General features: G+C 39.1%; 17 protein-coding genes. 13 read left to right on the top strand and 4 right to left on the bottom strand.

Annotated features, from left to right (window positions below):
- Window positions 1-67: 67 nt before the first annotated feature.
- The 3 genes from F3G69_RS02725 to F3G69_RS02715 are packed head-to-tail and all read right to left on the bottom strand — an operon-like array spanning window position 68 to window position 1,416.
- Window positions 68-709 carry a thiol:disulfide interchange protein DsbA/DsbL gene (locus tag F3G69_RS02725; RefSeq protein WP_149714334.1) on the bottom strand — a complete coding sequence of 214 codons (642 nt, stop codon included), beginning with the start codon at window positions 707-709 and terminating at the stop codon, window positions 68-70.
- Between the two features lie 9 nt (window positions 710-718).
- Window positions 719-1,216, bottom strand: coding sequence for a thioredoxin-dependent thiol peroxidase (bcp, locus tag F3G69_RS02720; RefSeq protein WP_149714333.1), 498 nt, complete (start codon window positions 1,214-1,216; stop codon window positions 719-721).
- Window positions 1,213-1,416 (bottom strand): tautomerase family protein, encoded by a 204-nt coding sequence (locus F3G69_RS02715; protein ID WP_021090801.1) that lies wholly within the window; start codon window positions 1,414-1,416, stop codon window positions 1,213-1,215. Before F3G69_RS02715 ends, bcp begins: the two co-directional genes overlap by 4 nt.
- Before the next feature lie 116 nt (window positions 1,417-1,532).
- Here F3G69_RS02715 and F3G69_RS02710 point away from each other — a divergent pair, with 116 nt between their 5' ends.
- Window positions 1,533-1,937, top strand: a complete 405-nt coding sequence (locus F3G69_RS02710; RefSeq protein WP_149714332.1) for a hypothetical protein — start codon at window positions 1,533-1,535, stop codon at window positions 1,935-1,937.
- Here the strand turns inward: F3G69_RS02710 and F3G69_RS02705 are convergent.
- Window positions 1,934-5,242: a DUF748 domain-containing protein gene (locus F3G69_RS02705; RefSeq protein ID WP_149714331.1), complete on the bottom strand. Its 3,309-nt coding sequence runs from the start codon at window positions 5,240-5,242 to the stop codon at window positions 1,934-1,936. The genes F3G69_RS02710 and F3G69_RS02705 overlap by 4 nt on opposite strands.
- Window positions 5,243-5,413: 171 nt before the next feature.
- Here F3G69_RS02705 and F3G69_RS02700 point away from each other — a divergent pair, with 171 nt between their 5' ends.
- The 12 genes from F3G69_RS02700 (at window position 5,414) to carB (ending at window position 18,914) form a co-directional block, all read left to right on the top strand.
- Window positions 5,414-6,946, top strand: a complete 1,533-nt coding sequence (locus F3G69_RS02700) for an ABC transporter substrate-binding protein (protein WP_149714330.1) — start codon at window positions 5,414-5,416, stop codon at window positions 6,944-6,946.
- A gap of 12 nt (window positions 6,947-6,958) precedes the next feature.
- A complete protein-coding gene (locus F3G69_RS02695) occupies window positions 6,959-7,897 on the top strand; it encodes an ABC transporter permease (RefSeq protein WP_149714329.1) in 939 nt (312 codons plus the stop codon).
- Window positions 7,894-8,694: an ABC transporter permease gene (locus tag F3G69_RS02690; protein WP_149714328.1), complete on the top strand. Its 801-nt coding sequence runs from the start codon at window positions 7,894-7,896 to the stop codon at window positions 8,692-8,694. Before F3G69_RS02695 ends, F3G69_RS02690 begins: the two co-directional genes overlap by 4 nt.
- Entirely contained in the window at window positions 8,691-9,371 is a 681-nt protein-coding gene (locus F3G69_RS02685) for an ATP-binding cassette domain-containing protein (RefSeq protein WP_149714327.1), read from the top strand. The genes F3G69_RS02690 and F3G69_RS02685 overlap by 4 nt, the downstream gene beginning before the upstream one ends.
- Window positions 9,368-10,117: an ATP-binding cassette domain-containing protein gene (locus tag F3G69_RS02680; protein WP_149714326.1), complete on the top strand. Its 750-nt coding sequence runs from the start codon at window positions 9,368-9,370 to the stop codon at window positions 10,115-10,117. The genes F3G69_RS02685 and F3G69_RS02680 overlap by 4 nt, the downstream gene beginning before the upstream one ends.
- 27 nt (window positions 10,118-10,144) lie before the next feature.
- Window positions 10,145-11,218, top strand: coding sequence for an epoxyqueuosine reductase QueH (locus F3G69_RS02675; RefSeq protein WP_149714325.1), 1,074 nt, complete (start codon window positions 10,145-10,147; stop codon window positions 11,216-11,218).
- A gap of 150 nt (window positions 11,219-11,368) precedes the next feature.
- Entirely contained in the window at window positions 11,369-11,815 is a 447-nt protein-coding gene (gene fabZ, locus F3G69_RS02670; RefSeq protein WP_021091063.1) for a 3-hydroxyacyl-ACP dehydratase FabZ, read from the top strand.
- Between the two features lie 26 nt (window positions 11,816-11,841).
- On the top strand, window positions 11,842-12,630 hold the full coding sequence (gene lpxA, locus F3G69_RS02665; protein WP_149714324.1) for an acyl-ACP--UDP-N-acetylglucosamine O-acyltransferase: 789 nt from the start codon (window positions 11,842-11,844) through the stop codon (window positions 12,628-12,630).
- A complete protein-coding gene (gene clpX, locus F3G69_RS02660) occupies window positions 12,630-13,862 on the top strand; it encodes an ATP-dependent Clp protease ATP-binding subunit ClpX (protein WP_103600251.1) in 1,233 nt (410 codons plus the stop codon). Before lpxA ends, clpX begins: the two co-directional genes overlap by 1 nt.
- A 9-nt stretch (window positions 13,863-13,871) precedes the next feature.
- Window positions 13,872-14,909, top strand: coding sequence for a rod shape-determining protein (locus F3G69_RS02655; protein ID WP_021090637.1), 1,038 nt, complete (start codon window positions 13,872-13,874; stop codon window positions 14,907-14,909).
- A complete protein-coding gene (gene mreC / locus F3G69_RS02650; protein ID WP_103600250.1) occupies window positions 14,899-15,654 on the top strand; it encodes a rod shape-determining protein MreC in 756 nt (251 codons plus the stop codon). Before F3G69_RS02655 ends, mreC begins: the two co-directional genes overlap by 11 nt.
- Window positions 15,654-18,914, top strand: a complete 3,261-nt coding sequence (carB, locus tag F3G69_RS02645; RefSeq protein WP_103600249.1) for a carbamoyl-phosphate synthase large subunit — start codon at window positions 15,654-15,656, stop codon at window positions 18,912-18,914. Before mreC ends, carB begins: the two co-directional genes overlap by 1 nt.
- Window positions 18,915-18,989: the final 75 nt, after the last annotated feature.

Genomic DNA, 18,989 nt, shown 5'->3' with positions numbered 1-18,989 from the left:
AGTTTATCTAAAATTGCTTTAAATTTACATTTCTAAGACCAAAATTTGCAGATATTACCCGCCAAAACTACTTATCTAAAAGCTCTTGTATGATCTTTGCCATCTCATCGATTGATGAAGCTGCGCTTAAATTTATTAAGTATTTGCCGCTTACTACAAAAGCTGGCACACCGCTAATACTTGCAACATCATAAGAGGCAAACCATGCGTCTAAAAGCTCTTTTGCTCGGTCGCTATTTAGTGCTTTTTCGTAGTCGTCCTTGCTCACGTGAGCTGCTTTAAGGGCTAAATTTATAAATCTCTCTTTGTCTTTGCCATCATTAAAATCATCTTTTTCATCATGTCTTGCTTTATAGATCGCAAATTTGGCTTGCTTAAATTTTGACTCATCGCTTAGTAGATCAGTCCCATTTGTTTCATCTATAAAGATAAGAGCAGCAAAAATTTTGCTTGCGGTCTCACCAAGCTTGCCTTTTGTACTTAGGTGATATGGGATAAATTTCACATCTTCAAGCTTTGACATCAGCTTTCTTGTGATAGTTCGGTCAAATTTATAGCAGTGTGGGCAGTCGTAGCTAAAGACCTTAACGACCGAGTTTTTAGGCACATTAAGCGATTTTGCTAGAGTTTGATACTCTACGCCTTCGGTTAGCGCAAATAAATTTAGTGCAAAAAACGCACTTAAAATTAGCATTTTTATAAGCTTCATCTTTGCTCCTTATTTTACAAGATCGGCTAGCACTTTTGCGGCGTGATCTTTGGCTTTTATGCTTTTATAAATTTTAACTATCTTGCCGTCTTTGCCGATCACAAATGTACTTCTAACGATACCAAGATACTCTTTGCCATAGTTTTTCTTAACCTGCCAAACGCCATAAAGCTTTGAAATTTCTTTATTCTCATCGCTTAATAGAATGTGCTTTAAATTTTGCTTTGCGATAAAGCCAACGTGTGACTTCACACTATCTGGGCTAACGCCGATTATAACCGTGTCATTTTTGATAAACTGATCGTAGTTTGCGCTAAATTCGCAAGCCTCAGTTGTGCAGCCCGGAGTGTTGTCCTTTGGGTAGAAGTAAAGCACTACATTTTTGCCCACAAAGTCTTTTAATGCGACCTTTACACCGTCTTGATTTAGTGCTTCAAACTCTGGCGCTTTATCGCCAACCTCAAGCGTTATCTTTCTTTCTAAGTCTGTTCTGCCAAATTCGCTCATTTTATCCCCTTTCTCTTATCTTCTACGCTTTCGCCACCTACGCCGATGTTGCTAGCGTCGTGAGTTTCTATGAAAATCATAACCGCCTCTTTTTTCTTGCCAAGTACTCTTACAAGCGTCTCAGTCACTTCTTTAAAGACTTGATCTTTCTGCTCTTTTGTCGGCTCTGGACCTGCTATTTTGATATTAACATAAGGCATTTCTGCTCCTTTTTTAAGATGCAAAATATTAGCCAAAATGAGTGAAATTTCAGATTAAAGCCTTTATTTAAGAATTTGGCATTAAAATACAAAAACTTGTTACATAGGAGCGAAAAATGGACTACAACAAACATAACAAAGGCTTTGTTTGCTTTATGTACGGCTTTGGACGAAGCAGAGCGGTTTATGCTGTTTTGATGGTTTTAGTCATATTTTTGCTTGGTTTTTTGACATTTGGCTCAAGTGCTCAAACTGATATTTTAAATTTACAAATAGCCCTTGGTGTCATGCTTTGTGGGCTTTTACTGATCTTTTTAAATCCAAAAATTTTTATCATCAAGCTAATTGGATATTTAATTTCACTTGCTGGCGTTATGATCGCTCTTCACAATGCAAATTTGCTAGGCGAAGGCTTTAGCTTATATTTTTACGCAAGCCTAGTCTTTGGCGCATTTATGATGCTCATGCTTCTTAGCTGGTTTGTTTATAACGCAAGAAGCAGCGAGATAAATGAAATTTAGTTCGCCACTCCCATAAGCACGCTTGTATAGGTGTTTTGTTTAGGATCTGAGCTTGTTGCATCATTTACATTTATGCGGCCAGTCTCAAGCCCAGCCTTGATGAGCGCTTCTTTTACTGCATTTGCACGCTCATTTGCTAGCTCAACCAGCTTTTCCTTATCCACTTCGATAGCTTTTATTGCCTCTTCTCTTAAGGCCTTATCACTTTTATCTTTAGCGTTTGGAACGAGAGAATTTAGCACGGTAATATAATCTTTGCCACTTGAGGCGATTATTTGATTTATCTTTTGATCAAGCCTTTTTTCTTTAAAGTAGAGCACATCTATCTCGGAGTAAGTAGGCGTGATGCTAAGTTTCATCATAGGCTTTGCAGTGGTTAATTTTATAAAATCAGCTATTTTTGGTGCTTCTGAGCTTATTAGCTCGCTACTTCCAGCAAGAAAATCAATAGAGCTAAGATCCTTGCCGCCAAGCCCTAGAGCATTACCTAAAAATCTAAACGGAGCTAACGTAATGTCTGCAAAGAGTTTTTTAACAGCAGCCCAAATGACACCGCCATATTTAAAGTCAGGATCGTCTAAATTTCCTTCAACTGGAAGGTCGATATTTATTTGATTATTTTGATCGCTTAATATCGATATAGCAAGCGAAAGTGGTAAATTTACAGCATCTTTTGAATCAACCTTTTCTCCAAGTGTGAGTGTGTCAAAATTTATAAGATTTGAGCCGTTTAGTTTTGAATCAACAACGCTATAATTTAGATTTAAATTTAACTTACCTTTTTTTATTTTATAACCCAAAAATTGCCCGCTGTATGGTGTTATGTCGATTAGATCGATGTCTTTAAAATCAAGCTTAACATCGGTATTTTGCTTTAATTCAAAAGGAAATAATTTTGCTGTAATCTGAGAAAAACCGTTTTTACCAACTGTGCCTTTAAACTCGCCCGAACTTGGACGTTTTTTATCGATGTCAGTTAGCTTGCCATTTAGATTTGAAATTTTTGTAGCAAATGGCATAAATAGTGACGCATCTGAAAAATCAACCTCGCCGTTATTAAGTGAGAAATTTTTGATACTAAAATTTAGCTTGTCATCTTTTTTACTAGCCACCTTTTTGCTCTCAGTTTTTTGCTCACTTTGGGCTTTGCTTTTATCTTCTTTTACGATTTTGCTTAGATTAAATTCGCGCTCTTTGCTTAGATGAGCCTTGATAAATGGCGAATTTAGAGCAACTCCAGTAATTTCAAGATTATCTTTAAAAAGTGAAATTTTATCTACATCTAAACTTTTAAATGCGATTAGCTTTTCTTTATTTTTAGCATCTAATCTAATATCTTTTACGCTAAGCTTTACATCCGCTTTTATATCTTTTGTATAGTGAAGCTCGGCGTTTGCACTCATCTCTCCACTTGAAAGATCTGCCTCTAAAAATGGCTTTGCGTAAGCAAAATATTTTGGCAAATTTTTATCTTCAATTTTGATTTTAGCAGCTATATCAAGAGGTTCAAGTTTGATCTTTGAAGTTAGGTCTAAATTTAGCTTTTGCGAGCTTTTCATATCCACTTTTGCGTCAAATGGCTTACTAAAATCGCTACTTAAATTTGCTATTTTTACAAACAAATTATCAAATTTATGAGCGATCTTCTCACCTTCAAAAAGGTGTGTCAAAGCGATACTAGCATTATTTACATTGATATTTTTTATATCAAATTTAAACTCACTCTCTTTGCTTTTTGAAGCTGGTGTATTCTCTTTTTTAGTTTTAGTGCGATGATTGGCTGTTTTTGCCGGCTCTTTCTCACCAAGTCCAAGCTGGTTTATCGCACTTAAGCCGCTACCATTTAACTCTGAGTTAAATTTTGGTCTATTTATATCGATATTCTCAGCATTCAAAGCCATATTTAAAATATCAAATTTGATCGTTTTTGTAAGCACATCAGCGATGTCTAAAATTTCTTTATTTTTTGCCTTTAAATTTATGCCATTTATACTAAGCTCATCAAGAGTCGCAAGACTTTTATTGGTATCTTGGGTGAAGCTAATATTTGAGAATTTAGCCCCTGTCACATTTGCATTTGCATTTTTACTAAGTGGGGCATTGATATCATCAAACGCTATTTTTTCAAGCGTCAGAGCTGTTTTATTATTTGCTAAATTTGCATTTAAATTTGAGGCATTTATATCTTTTAGATTTACTAAATTTTTACTGATTTCGTCTATTTTTAGGGTGTTTGCATTTATGCTATTTAGTGCAGCTGTCGCATTTAGCTCACTTTTTTCATTTAAATTTGCTAAAAGCGAAATATTGCTTAAATTTAGTGATTTTAAGCTTGCTGTTATTGCATTTTTAAATGATATATCGCTTAAATTTATGGCATTTAACTCTAATTTAGCATCTATCTTGTCTGCTATTTTACTTGATAGATCAAATTTTGGAAGCTCTAACTCACCAAGGCTTAGTTCGTTTTTGCCCTCATCTATGTTTAGCGATTTTACATTTAAAAAGCTATCCTTTAAATTTATATTTGTAGCGTTCTCGTCGGCAATTAAAGCGTAATTTATTCCTAAATTTATGACCGCATTTTTAAGATTTAGTGTGTCGTTATCGATGAAGCTAATCGCGACTGGATCGATGCTAAAGTTCTTTATGCTGATATTGCCCTCGATTTTTAGGGGATTTAGCTTGATATCGCCATTTAGATCGATCTTGTGAGCTAGAGTCGAGTTTGAGTCAAAGATATGGCTACCTGCACTATTTTTCTTCGTATTTAGAGAGTTTAGCTCGTAGTTTATATCATCAAAGCTTACGTTAAATGGCTTTGTTAAATTTTGATCGCTATATGAAAATGAGCCTTTGATGATTTTTGCGTTATTTAAGGCAAAATTTATAGAACTAGTGCTGTTATCTTCAGTAGTTGCGTTATCGTCGCTTATAAAATTGCTAAAGTTAAATTTTGAATTTTTATCTCGTAAAATTTTGACATTTGGCTCTTGAAGCCTAAAAATATCAACTTCAACTAATTTTTTAAAGATAGAAAATGGCTTTAGCTTGACGTCGATTTGCTTTGTGCTAAAAAGTGGCGAAGTAGTATTTAGCTCGGTATTTGTGGCATTTAGCTCGAAGGTAAATGGATTAAATTTAGCATCTGCTACAAAAAGCGTTGCGTTGTAGTCTTTTAGATATTTTGGAGCAATATTTTTAATGCCATAAGGTACTCCAAAAAATCCAAGAAGAGTATAAATAACTAAAAGTGAAACTACGCAGATGGCTGAAATAAGTGCTGTTTTTTTATTTTTATTCATTGTAAAATTTACCTTGTTATTATCTAAAATAGGGAGAGATTTTACTTCAAAAAAGGTTAAAAGATAGTTAGAAATTTAAAACTTCTATACTATAAATTTACATTTAGCTTAATAATACTTTTATAAAATTCGTATTACCATTTTACAAATATTTCAAAAAAAGGGGATAATGTGAAGAGAATTTTACTTGCATTTTTCTTGTTATTTGGCGTTTACCTTTACGCAAATGAGAGTAAAGTCATAATAGCTATCGAGGAGCAAACACCTCGTATAAATCCACTCTACGACGAGGATCACGATCCTACGCTTTCGCTGGTTTTCTCTGGTCTTACTAGCCATGATGAAAATAGCCATGTAGTGCCAGAGCTTGCCAAGTCTTGGCAGGTGAGTGATGATGGGCTGGAGTATATTTTTGAGCTAAGAGATGATGCCTTTTGGCATGACGGGGTGAAATTTAGCGCAAAGGACGTTAAATTTAGTATCGAAGCGGCTCAAGATAAGAAGCTAAATGCGCCTGCTATCTCAAACTACGAGGTGGTAAAAAGCGTTGAAATTTTAGGCGATTATAAAGTAAAGATCACGCTAAAAGAGCCTTTTCCGCCGTTTCTTGACGCACTTAGCTTTGGCGTGCTGCCTGAGCACATTTTAAAGGGCAAAGATATCGCGACTGATAAATTTAATGACGCCCCTATCGGCACTGGCGCATACAAGCTTGTAAAATGGAAAAAAGATGAGAGCTTGGAATTCGCGGCAAATGAGAAATTTTACAAGGGTGAGCCAAAGATAAAAAGGGTATTTTTTAAAATTGTTGGTGATGAAAATTTAAGGCTCGTTGGGCTTAAAAGTGGTGAGATCGATGTTGCGCTCATCTCTCCAACCGGCGTAAATTTCATAAAAGATGATAAAAAATTAAGCCTGCTTAAATTTAAAAGTGCGGACTATAGAGCTTTGATGTTTAACTTTAATGATCCTCTTTTTCAAGATAAAAATGTAAGAATCGCCCTAAACTACGCGGTAAATAAAGATGAGATAGTTAAAAAACTATTTCACGGATATGCAAGCGTAGCGAACAACCCGATAGAAAAAAGCTTTGCAAACGACAGCGAGTTTAAATTTAGCTACGATCCGCAAAAGGCTAGGGAGCTACTTGAAAAAAGCGGCTTTAAGAAAAACAAGGCTGGCTTTTTTGAAAAGGACGGCAAGGAGCTTGGCTTTGACATCTACGCTTTTAATAACGACATCTTAAGGGTCAATCTAGCTAAAATTTTAAGCAGCGAGTTTGAGAAATTTGGCGTAAGAGCCAAAGCCTACGCAAAGCCAAGAACAGCCTTTAGCATAAGCAAGGTTGATAGCTTTATCATCGGCTGGGGAAGCCCATTTGATCCAGATTTTCACACATATAGAATTTTTGGCGGATTTGCCGATGTGAGTGTGAATGAAAATGGCTGGAATTTTAACCACTACAAAGATGCAAACGTTGATATTGCCATAAAAAATGCAAGATATACAAAGGATGTGGAGCTTAGAAAAAAATACTACAAAGAATTTCTAAAAGCGCTTTTTGAAAATCCACCTTATATTTTCATAGCCTATCTTGACTATCCGCTCGTCTTTAACAATAAAATTTCAGGCATCAAGACGCAAATTTTAGGCCACCATGGAGCTGGATTTTTATGGAACATAAGAGAGTGGCAAGTAAAATAGTGGATAAAAACTTTGTTTAGAGCCATTTTAAAAACAGCGATCTCAAGCCTTGGATTGCTATTTTTCATCTCATTTTTTATATTTTTGCTCATATATTTTTTGCCAGGCAATGTCACTGACGTGATGTTTTCGAGGAGTGAGGCGGTAAATTTAGCCATAAAAGAGCAAATTTTAGAAAATTTGGGGCTAAAAGATGGCTTTTTTGTGCAGTATTTTAGATGGCTAGCCCACTTTGTCGCAGGGGATTTTGGCACTAGCTTTGTAAGTGGGGCAAGCGTTTTTTTGCTCATTAAAGAGAGGCTTTTAAACTCGCTTATCTTATTTTTTGCTTCGTTTTTTCTGATAGTTTTTTTATCATTTTTCTTGGGGCTTTTAAGCGCCATTTATAAAAACAAATTTGCCGATATCTTTATAAACTTTAGCTCGTTTTTGCTTGCCTCACTCCCTCATTTTTACGTAGCTCTCGTGCTAATAGCGATCTTTAGCGTTTATCTAAACGTGCTACCAAGTTCAGGCGCAAACGAGCTAGGATCTAGCGGCGTGGGGGCTAAATTTATCATCTTGCCAACGCTTGCCATCATCTTGCCACACCTTGGCGCAAATGTGAAATTTGTAAAAGACAGGCTAAATCAAAGCCTAAACACTGACTTTATCCAGACGGCTCACGCTAGAGGTTTGGGACGAGGCAAAATTTATCTCTTTGCCATAAAGCACGCAAGCACCGATATAGTCTATTATTTCGCCACTCTTGTGGCTGGCGTTTTTGCTGGCTCATATGTCATTGAGAGCATTTTTTCATTTCCAGGAATAGGCAAGCTTGGCCTTGATGCGGTGATCGCCAAAGACTATCCAGTCGCACTTGCGACTATTTTGCTAACGGCCGTTTTTGTCGTTTTTGCAAATTTGCTAGCAAAAATTTTCGCTATCTTGGCAGATAAGAGAAATTTATGAGAAAAGTAATATTTTTTCTAGCTTGCTTTGTATTTTTGGCACTTGTTGCATTTGCTTTTGTGACGCCGTTTTTTTCTAAATTTGAGCCAAATTTCACTGACTTTATAGCGGTAAATTTAGCTCCAAGTAGCGAGCATATCTTTGGCACTGACATCCTAGGCAGGGACAATCTCATAAGAGTGGCCTACGCGCTTAAAAACTCGCTTATTGTTTTACTGCTAGCTGGCTTTTTAACGACGCTTTTCTCGCTCATCTACGCATATTTTGGCACTAGTAAGAGGAGAGTTTGCGAGAGCCTTTTTGACAAGGGACTTGATGCCTTTTTAAGCATCCCAAATATCGTTTTTATCATGCTTTTTAGCTCATTTAGTAGCGGAGATCTGCTTATAACCTCTTTTATCATCGCCATTTGTTCGTTTATGCAGGGTGCAAAAGTCTTTATGCAAAATTTAAGACTTAATAAAAAGTGCGACTACGCCGAGCAAGCCGTGATAAATGGGGCTGGTAAATTTAGCCTTATTTGCTTTGAAATTTTGCCAAATTTAAAGCATCTAATAATTAGCATCTTTGGCATAAACGCGATAAACGCAGTCGTCATGGAGGCCACACTTGGCTTTTTTGGCGTGGGCAGCGACGCAAATAAGATAAGCCTTGGCATCATGCTAAATGAGAGCAAAGAGGCACTTTTTCTTGGCTCTTGGTGGATGGTGCTTTCCCCAGGCGTGACGTTATTTTTGCTCATCCTTGCAACATCGATCATCACGTCAAATTCAAAAAATGGCAATATAAAAATATGATAGAGATTAAAAACTTAAACGTTTTTTATAAGGATAAGAAGCTTTTGCATGAGCTTGATTTTACTATGAGTGAGGGTAAATTTATAGGTATCACAGGTGCAAGTGGCAGTGGTAAATCACTCTTTGCAAAGAGCCTAATAAGGCTTTTTGATGATGATTTTAGAGTGAGGGCAGATAAATTTAGCATTTATAAAAAAGACATCTTAAAACTTAGCCAAAATGAGCTAAAAGAGCACCGAAGAAAGGTCGCCGCGCTCATCTTTCAAAACTCCGTTGCTAGCCTTCATCCGCTCTTAAACGTCGGCGATCACTTCAACGCCTATCTTGGCGGCGATAATAAATCAAATAAAGAGCTTGCATTTGCTTATTTTAGGGAGTTTGGGCTGGGTAATGCAAATCTCATCTGGCACAAATACTCATACGAGCTAAGTGGTGGCGAGGCGAGCCGCGTGCAGATCGCTCTTGCGCTTTGCCTGAAGCCAAAAATTTTAGTCTGCGACGAGATAACAAGCGGGCTTGATAGCATTAGCGCTAGCCACGTGGCGGGCATCTTAGAGAGCCTAAAAGGCAAGATGAGCGTCATCTTTATCTCGCATGATGAGGCGCTAACGAACTATCTTAGTGATGAAATTTGGCAGATGAGAGATGGACGGCTAAGCTTAAAGGAAAATGCGTGAAAATCAGGCTTGAAAACGTCTCAAAAAGTTTAAGTTTTAAGGAGCATTTTAACGCTAGAGCTGAAGTGCTGCACCTTTTAGAGGGGATAAATTACGAGCTTGATGATGGCGAAAATTTAGCCATTTTGGGGCAAAGCGGCAGTGGCAAAAGCACGCTTGCAAAGCTCATATCATTTAGTGAGCCAAAAAGTGGGGGCAAAATTTATATAAACGATAAAGAGATCACGGACAAAAATGAGCTCAAAAAAGATATCAGATATATCTTGCAAAACCAAAAGCAAGCCCTAAATCCAGCGCTAAAAGTAAAAACAGCTATCGCTCACGTGAGGTCATATCTCAAGCTTAGCTTTAGTGAAAATGAGCTTAAAGAGCTTCTGGTGAATTTAAATTTAAAAGATGAAATTTTAGAAAAATTCCCATCACAGCTAAGTGGCGGCGAGGCGACAAGGGTTGGGATATTGCTGGCACTGCTCTCAAAACCAAAAGTCTTAATCTGTGATGAGATAACAAGCGGGCTTGATAACGAGACAAAGCAAAAGATCATAAATTTGCTTTTAAGCTTGGATGAAAAGATCAGCATTATTTTTATCACGCACGATATTTTAAGTGCGATGAAGATAGCACAAAAAGTGCTAATAATCGAATCTGGTAAGCAGGTGGTGTGGGGTAAATTTGAGGATCTTGTAAGCCAAAATGTCCTTAAAAAATACCTCGATGCTGCAAAAATTTATAAAAATAATCTTTGATATAATGCGAGCAAAAAAAGGTCAAATTTGCTAGTTCATATCTGCTGCTCAGTTGATAGCCACTACTTTTTGCAGCGCCTACGAAAAGACTATCCAAATGAACGAATAGTAGGCTATTTTTACGATCCAAACATACATCCATATAGTGAGTTTTTACTGCGTTTTGAGGACGTGAAGCGAAGCTGCGAGAAGCTAGGCATCAAGCTTTTATGTGGCGAATACGACTACGAAGCGTGGCTTGGTGGCACAAGGGGGCTTGAAGATGAGCCAGAAAAGGGCAAAAGGTGCGAGTACTGCTTTGACTTTCGTATGAAAGACTCCGCTAAAAAGGCACTTGAGCTAGGGCTTGGTAAGATCACGACGACACTTTTGATGAGCCCAAAAAAGGACTTTTCTCAGCTTAAAAAGGCGCTCGATGAGGCGGTGGCTGGCTCAAATTTAGAAGCCGTTGCGGTTGATTATAGAAAAAATGGCGGCACAAGCGAGCAGTTTATCTTAGCTAAAAAAGATAAGCTCTATCACCAAAACTACTGTGGCTGCGTCTTTGCGCTAAAAAAGCAACGTGACTCGCAAAATTTGCCCCAAAGTGAGCTAATGAGCGAGCTGCACGCAAGGACACTTTATGGCAGCATAGAAGCTAGGCTTGAGCTTTATAAAAAGGTGTGCGAGTACGAGGCGAGAGGTGAGAAATTTCACCTTTTTAGAAGGCGATTTTTAAACTACAGGCTTTTGCGCGCTAGTGTGAAATTTCAAAACGCTGTGATACCAAGCTATTTTGTGCTCTACTCTGGCTTTAAAAGAGAAAATTTGAAGCTAAATGTAGAAAATTCTTGTGAGATGGACGATGAGCTAAAAGAGGGTGCAATCTTTATGAGTATAGATCGCTTTAATAAATTTACAAATAGCAAATTTAAAAGCGTTGATGAGCTTTGCAAAAGGCCGCTTGAGCTTGATGATGAGCTAAAATTTCGCCGTGATATAAGCGGAGAATTTTCGCAAAATCCTATCATCGTCTTAGACGAGGTCAAAAAGGGTGGCTACGAAATTTACTCAAAGGCTGTTTTTTATAATGACAGCGAAGAAATTTTGGTTTTAGACTAAAAGGCGAGTTTATAAAATTTATCTTAAAGCAGTGAATTAAATTTTTGCCACATAAGGCGAAATTTAGAGATTTTTAAAAGAGGCTAATAATTTTTTTCTTAGTATAAATTTGTTACAATCGCCACAAATTTACATTACTAAGGCTAAAACGTGATAGACGTCGTAGAAATTCAAAAAATTCTTCCACATAGATTCCCATTTTTACTTATAGATAGAGTTGTCGAGCTAGAGCCTGCAAAAAACATTGTCGCTTATAAAAATGTAACTATTGGTGAGCCGATATTTCAGGGACACTTCCCAGGTCACCCGATCTATCCTGGCGTGATGATAATAGAAGGCATGGCGCAAGCTGGTGGCGTGCTAGCTTTTAAGAGCATGAGTGATGAGCATCAAGCTGGTATCGAGAATAAAGTAGTCTATTTTATGAGCATAGACGGAGCAAAATTTCGCCATCCAGTCCGCCCTGGAGATAGACTAGAGTATAGACTAAATGTGCTAAAACACAAAGGAAATATCTGGGTGCTTGAAGGCAAGGCATACGTAGATGACGCACTTTGCGCTGAGGCTGAACTAAAAGCGATGATAGTCGATAAATAGGCTTTTGCTTAAGAAAAAGAGAAACAATGAAAAATATCCACCAAACAGCTGTAATAGAAGATGGAGCGATAATCGGAGATGGCGCAAACATCGAGGCTTACGCCTTTGTTAGCAAAGATGCAGTCCTTGGCAACAATGTCACGATAAAGCAAGGTGCAAGGGTGCTTGGCAAGACCAAGATCGGCGATAACTCTCGTGTATTTAGCTACGCGATCGTAGGTGACATCCCACAAGATATCAGCTATAAAGACGAGGTCGATACTGGTGTCATTATCGGTGAGCACGCAACTATACGTGAGTTTTGCACGATAAACTCAGGCACGCATAAGGGTGATGGCATAACAAGGATCGGAGATAATGCTTTTATCATGGCGTATTCTCACATCGCACATGATTGCATAATAGGCAGCAACGTCATTTTGGCAAATAACGCAACCCTGGCAGGTCACGTCGAGCTTGGCGACTACGCTGTTGTGGGTGGTCTTACGCCCATTCATCAGTTTGTTAGAGTAGGGGAAAGCTGCATGATCGCAGGTGCAAGCGCGCTTAGCCAAGATGTAGTGCCATTTTGCCTAGCTGAGGGCAACAGAGCTTATATAAGAAGCTTAAATTTAGTTGGCATTAGACGTAGATTTGATAAAGAGCAAGTTGAGGAGCTAGTTCGCGCTTATAAATTTTTGTTTAATCAAGGCATTAGCCTAAAAGATCAAGCAAACGAGCTAATCGCAAAAACCAGCGATGAAAATGTTAAAAAAATGTGTAAATTTATATTAGAAACGACAAGAGGAATTCCGCTTGCAAAAGGAAGAGATTAATGGCTAGAAAGTGTAATTTTTGTGGAGAGGCAGAGTCTGCTGAGAGAAGATTACTCGCTGATATCGAAGGAAATGCCTATATATGCGAGTATTGTATAGCAGCCGCATACGATATGATACATGGAGATACTAGCGTAGAGGAGAGAAAAAACGACGAAACGATAGAGTATCAAAAGCTCACACCAAAGGAGCTAAAAGCGGTACTTGATAACTATGTGATCGGTCAAGACAGGGCTAAAAAGGTCTTTAGCGTCGGCGTATATAACCACTATAAGAGAATTTTTAAACAAAGCGACATCAAAGACGATACTGAAATTTCAAAATCAAACATCTTGCTTGTTGGCCCAACTGGAAGTGGTAAGACGTTGATGGCTCAGACTTTAGCGAGATTTCTTGATGTACCTATCGCGATTTGCGATGCAACAAGCCTAACTGAGGCTGGATATGTCGGTGAGGACGTTGAAAACATTCTAACAAGGCTCTTACAAGCTGCAAATGGTGATGTTAAAAAGGCGGAGCAGGGCATTGTCTTTGTCGATGAGATCGATAAGATCGCTAGAATGAGTGAAAATAGAAGCATCACAAGAGACGTTTCGGGTGAAGGCGTACAGCAAGCATTATTAAAGATCATCGAAGGAAGCGTCGTGAACATCCCACCAAAAGGTGGCAGAAAACATCCAAACCAAGACTTCATCCAGATAGATACCACAAATATATTATTTGTTTGTGGTGGTGCATTTGACGGACTTCTTGATATTATTGAGAGAAGAGTTGGAAAAAATGTTCTTGGATTTAATCAAGAAAAACGTGGTAAAAACGAAAAAGAAAATTTACTAAGCCTGCTTGAGCCAGACGATCTTGTAAGATATGGCCTCATCCCAGAGCTTATTGGCAGACTTCACGTAGTAGCTACTTTAAACGAGATAACAAAAGAAGATATGGTTAAAATTTTAACCGAGCCAAAAAATGCGATATTAAAACAATACCAAAAGCTTTGTGCGATTGACGGTGCTACGCTTAAATTTGATGATGAAGCACTTGAAGAGATAGCAAGTCTAGCTATTGAGAGAAAGACCGGAGCAAGAGGGCTTAGAAGTATAATGGAAGAGCTTATGACGGACATAATGTATGAGCTGCCAGAGTTAAAAGAGTATGATATTGTTATCTCAAAAGAGACTGTAAAAGATAAGGCAAAGCCAATTTTAATAAAGCACGATAAGAAAATAGCGTAAAGGAAATAGATGTTTTTAGATCAGGTTATAGGTTTTTTCTCAAGTGATATGGGCATAGATCTCGGTACCGCAAATACACTTGTTTTGGTAAAAGATAAAGGCATAATAATAAATGAACCTTCTGTTGTTGCAGTAAGGCGTGAGAAATATGGCAAACAAAAAATTTTAGCGGTCGGACATGCCGCAAAAGAGATGGTAGGAAAAACTCCAGGCGATATCGAGGCGATAAGGCCGATGAGAGATGGCGTTATCGCGGATTTTGATATGACTGAGCGCATGATACGCTATTTTATAGAAAAGACTCATAAAAGAAAAAGCTTTCTACGCCCAAGGATCATCATCTCAGTTCCTTATGGACTTACTCAGGTCGAAAGAAAGGCTGTTAGAGAAAGTGCTTTAAGTGCTGGAGCAAGAGAGGTATTTTTGATCGAAGAGCCTATGGCAGCAGCGATTGGTGCAAATTTACCAGTTCGTGAGCCACAAGGCAACCTAGTAGTTGATATCGGTGGCGGTACGACTGAGATAGGTGTTGTCTCGCTTGGTGGTCTAGTTATATCAAAATCAATCCGCACGGCTGGCGATAAGATTGATATTAGTATTGTTAATTACATAAAAGAAAAATATAACCTACTAATAGGTGAGCGAACTGGCGAGGAGATAAAGATTGCCGTAGGTTCCGCTGTACAGCTTGAAAAAGAGCTAAGCGTAGTGGTAAAAGGACGCGACCAAGTGAGCGGTCTTTTAAGTAGAGTCGAGCTAACAAGTGAAGATGTAAGAGAAGCGATGAGAGAGCCACTAAAAGAGATCGCAGATGCGCTTAAAACTGTGCTTGAGATGATGCCGCCTGATCTTGCTGGTGATATCGTGGAGACTGGTATCGTACTAACTGGCGGCGGAGCGCTTATTAGAGGACTTGATAAATTTTTATCTGATATAGTTAAACTTCCAGTTTTTGTAGCAGATGAGCCACTTCTCGCGGTTGCTAGAGGGACGGGCAAGGCACTTGAAGAGATTGGGCTTTTACAACAGCTGACAAATGAAGAGTAAGATTGTTCTTTTTGTTTTTATAGCATTGCTTGCTATGGCCTCAGTTTTCAAGGGAGAAATTTTAAGTAATCTTTCTATCGGGCTTAGTAACTATGCTACAAATTCATACGACAATTTTGCTAAAAGTGTGAAAGATTATATAAACGAATATTTTAGGCAGGCTAGCGAGATAGAAAAACTAAGAGCGCAAAATGAAGAGCTAGAGCGCTCAGCCACGCTTCTTTCTACTTTTGCGAACGAGCTAAATCAAATTTTAAAAGATAAAAACTCAACTGCCTATGCCCCAGCTGTAAAGCTAGTAAAAGGGCTTAGCTACGTGCATATTGGGGATTATAATAAAATTTGGATAAGCGAGTTTGAAGGATACGACCCAAATAAAATTTACGGGCTCATCTATCAAGGAAATAGCGCTGGTATCGTTATCGCAAAAGACGGCAAGCCGCTAGCTTACTTGCAAAATGACCCAAAAAGTATCTTTGCAGTTTATATAGGAAATGACAAAATTCCAGGCGTCGCGCATGGAAATCAAGGCCAAATAATGGTGAAATTTATCCCACAATGGCTCAGTCCAAAAGAGGGCGATGAGGTCTTTACGAGTGGACTTGACGGGATATTTTTTAGTGGGGTGCCAGTAGGGCGTGTGAGTAAAATTTTAAAAGAGAGCTCCTATCAAAGCGTGATAGTTGAGCCCTATGCGAAGCTAAACATACCAAACTATCTATACGTTGTAACAAAGGAAAAATAATGCCAAAAAGAACAGATATAAATACCATTTTGCTAATCGGCTCAGGCCCTATCGTCATCGGTCAAGCCTGCGAATTTGACTACTCAGGCACGCAAGCAGCCAAGACGCTAAAAGAGCTTGGATACCGCGTAGTGCTTATTAACTCAAACCCAGCCACCATCATGACTGACCCAAATTTTGCCGATGCAACGTATATAGAGCCGATCACAAAAGATAGCATTTTAAGGATCATCGAAAAAGAAAATATTGATGCTATCTTGCCAACGATGGGCGGACAAGTAGCGCTAAATGCCGCTATGGAGGTCTTTGAGAGCGGTCTTTTAAAGGATGTGAAATTTCTTGGTGCAAACCCAGAAGCGATAAAAAAGGGTGAAGATAGACAAATTTTTAAAGCAACCATGCAAAAGATCGGCATGGACCTGCCTGAGAGTAGATATGCTTATAACATGGACGACGCGCTAAATGCGGCAAACGAGATAGGCTTTCCGCTAATCATAAGAGCTAGCTACACACTTGGTGGCGCAGGAAGTGGCGTGGCTTATAATATGGATGAGTTTAAAGAGTTAGCTAATACTGGTCTTGACGCAAGCCCGATACATGAAATTTTGATAGAAGAGAGCTTACTTGGCTGGAAAGAGTACGAGATGGAGGTTATCAGAGATAGAAACGATAACTGTATTATCGTTTGCTCGATCGAAAATTTTGACCCAATGGGCGTGCATACAGGCGATAGTATCACGGTTGCGCCAGCTTTAACGCTAACAGATAAAGAGTATCAGGCTATGCGTGATGCTAGCTTTGCCATACTTCGTGAGATCGGCGTTGATACGGGCGGCAGTAACGTGCAGTTTGCCATAGATCCAAAAAGTGGCCGTATGATCGTTATCGAGATGAATCCACGCGTTAGCCGAAGCTCTGCACTTGCCAGTAAAGCTACTGGCTATCCGATCGCCAAGGTAGCGACGCTTCTAGCCGTCGGTTTTAGCCTAGATGAGATCAAAAATGATATCACAGGCACACCTGCTAGCTTTGAGCCGGTGATTGACTACATAGTGACAAAAATTCCACGCTTTACATTTGAGAAATTTCCAGGATCAAACCCATATCTAGGTACTGCGATGAAGTCAGTTGGTGAGGTCATGGCGATAGGTAGGACATTTAAAGAGAGTATCCAAAAGGCACTTTGCAGTCTAGAGCGTGATCTTTGCGGATTTAACAGCCTTAGCCTAGAGAAAAACGCTTTGATTTATGGTATCAGAAATGCAAATGAGAGGAGAATTTTATATCTAGCACAAGCCTTTAGAGATGGCTTTAGCGTGGCTGAGGTGCATGAGTTTAGTAAGATCGATCCATGGTTTTTAGAGCAAATTTATGAGATAGTTAAATTTGAAGATAAGATCGACATGGATATCTTAAACAACGAAGAGCTACTGCGAGAGGCCAAAAGCATGGGCTTTTCAGACAAGATGATAGCTGTGCTTATAAATGAAAAAGACGATCTTGAGCTTAGCCAAAATGATATCTATTTCGCTAGGCAGAAGCTTGGCATCGAGCTTGAATACAACGAGGTCGATACTTGCGCAGGCGAGTTTAAGGCACTAACGCCATATCTTTACTCAACCACAAATATCACTAAATTTCCTAAAAAAGAGCTAGCAAAAGACGCTAAAAAGGTGATGATAATAGGTGGCGGTCCAAACAGGATCGGTCAGGGTATAGAATTTGACTACTGCTGCGTACACGCAAGCTACGCCCTAAGAGACCTTGGCATAAAAACGATAATGTATAACTGCAACCCAGAAACCGTCTCAACCGATTACGACACGAGCGATATTTTATACTTTGAGCCGATTGATTTTGAGCACGTGAGATCAGTCATCGAGCGCGAAAAGCCAGACGGCGTGATCGTGCATTTTGGCGGTCAAACTCCGCTTAAATTTGCAAAACGCCTGAGCGTAATCGGTGCAAAGATCATCGGAACAACTGCAAGAGTAATCGATGTGGCCGAGGATAGAAAGAAATTTAGCGAATTTATAAATAAAATAGGCGTTCTTCAGCCTAAAAATGACACTGCCACTAGCTTAGAGGAAGCCTTGCAAAAGGCCGCGACTATTGGCTATCCAGTGCTAGTTCGTCCAAGCTACGTCCTTGGCGGCAGGGCGATGAGAAGGGTACACAACGAGAGCGAACTAAAAGAGTATATGAGTGAAGCGGTCAAAGTTAGCAACCACTCGCCAGTGCTACTTGATAAATTTTTACAAGATGCAAAAGAGCTCGACGTAGATGCGATATGTGACGGAAAAGAGGTCTATATCGGTGCGATAATGGAGCACATCGAGGAGGCTGGAATTCACTCTGGCGACTCAGCTTGTATACTGCCACCGATGAGTTTAAGTGCAGAAATGATAAAAAAAGTGGAGAAGCAAACCAGAGATATTGCTCTAAATTTAGGCGTCGTCGGCCTTATGAATATCCAGTTTGCTATCTATGAAAACGAGCTTTATATGATCGAGGTAAATCCTCGCGCGAGTAGGACTGTGCCGTTTGTGAGCAAGGCTACTGGCGTGCCTATGGCAAAGGTAGCGACAAGAGTCATGTGGCAAGGAAATTTACGTGAGGCGCTTAAATTTTATGATGATTACAAAGTTGTTTATGAGGACGGCGACATCTTAAAACCTCGCGTTAGCTCGCATATTTGTGTAAAAGAGTGTGTATTACCATTTAACAAGCTAAGTGGTGCCGATCTCATCCTTGGCCCTGAGATGAAGAGTACGGGTGAGGTAATGGGCATCAGCCACGACTTTGCAAGCTCATTTGCAAAGAGTCAGATCGCTGCTAGCAACACTTTGCCAAGCAAGGGCAGAGTCTTTCTAACGCTAGCTGACGCTGATAAATCTTACGCACCAGCCCTTGCAAAAGAGCTAATAGCGCTTGGTTTTAGCATCATCGCAACTGGCGGTACGCATAAAATTTTAAGTGAAGCTGGTGTTGAGGCTGAGTTTGTCTATAAGATAAGCGAGGGCAGACCAAACGTCGAAGATAGGCTCAAAAACGGCGATATCGCACTTGTTATTAACACAAGCGATACAAAATCAAGCGTGGATGATGGTAAAAAGATCCGTCAAAACGTGCTTAGATTTAAAATTCCTTACTTTACAACGATCCGCGCAGCACTTGCAGCCGCTAAGTCACTAAGCTCGGTACAAACTGGCAAAGCACTTGAAGTAAAAAGCTTGCAAGAGTATTTATCTAAAAAATAATAAATTTAAGGCAGTTTGGCTTATAGCTAAACTGTTTTTAAAGTATTGCTGGAAGCGGTAGATGTCTATGTATGG

The organism is Campylobacter concisus (assembly GCF_902460625.1).
Taxonomy (GTDB): Bacteria; Campylobacterota; Campylobacteria; order Campylobacterales; family Campylobacteraceae; genus Campylobacter_A; species Campylobacter_A concisus_AD.
Note: the sequence above shows the minus strand (reverse complement) of the source record. Positions and strands in the feature narration are given on the sequence as shown.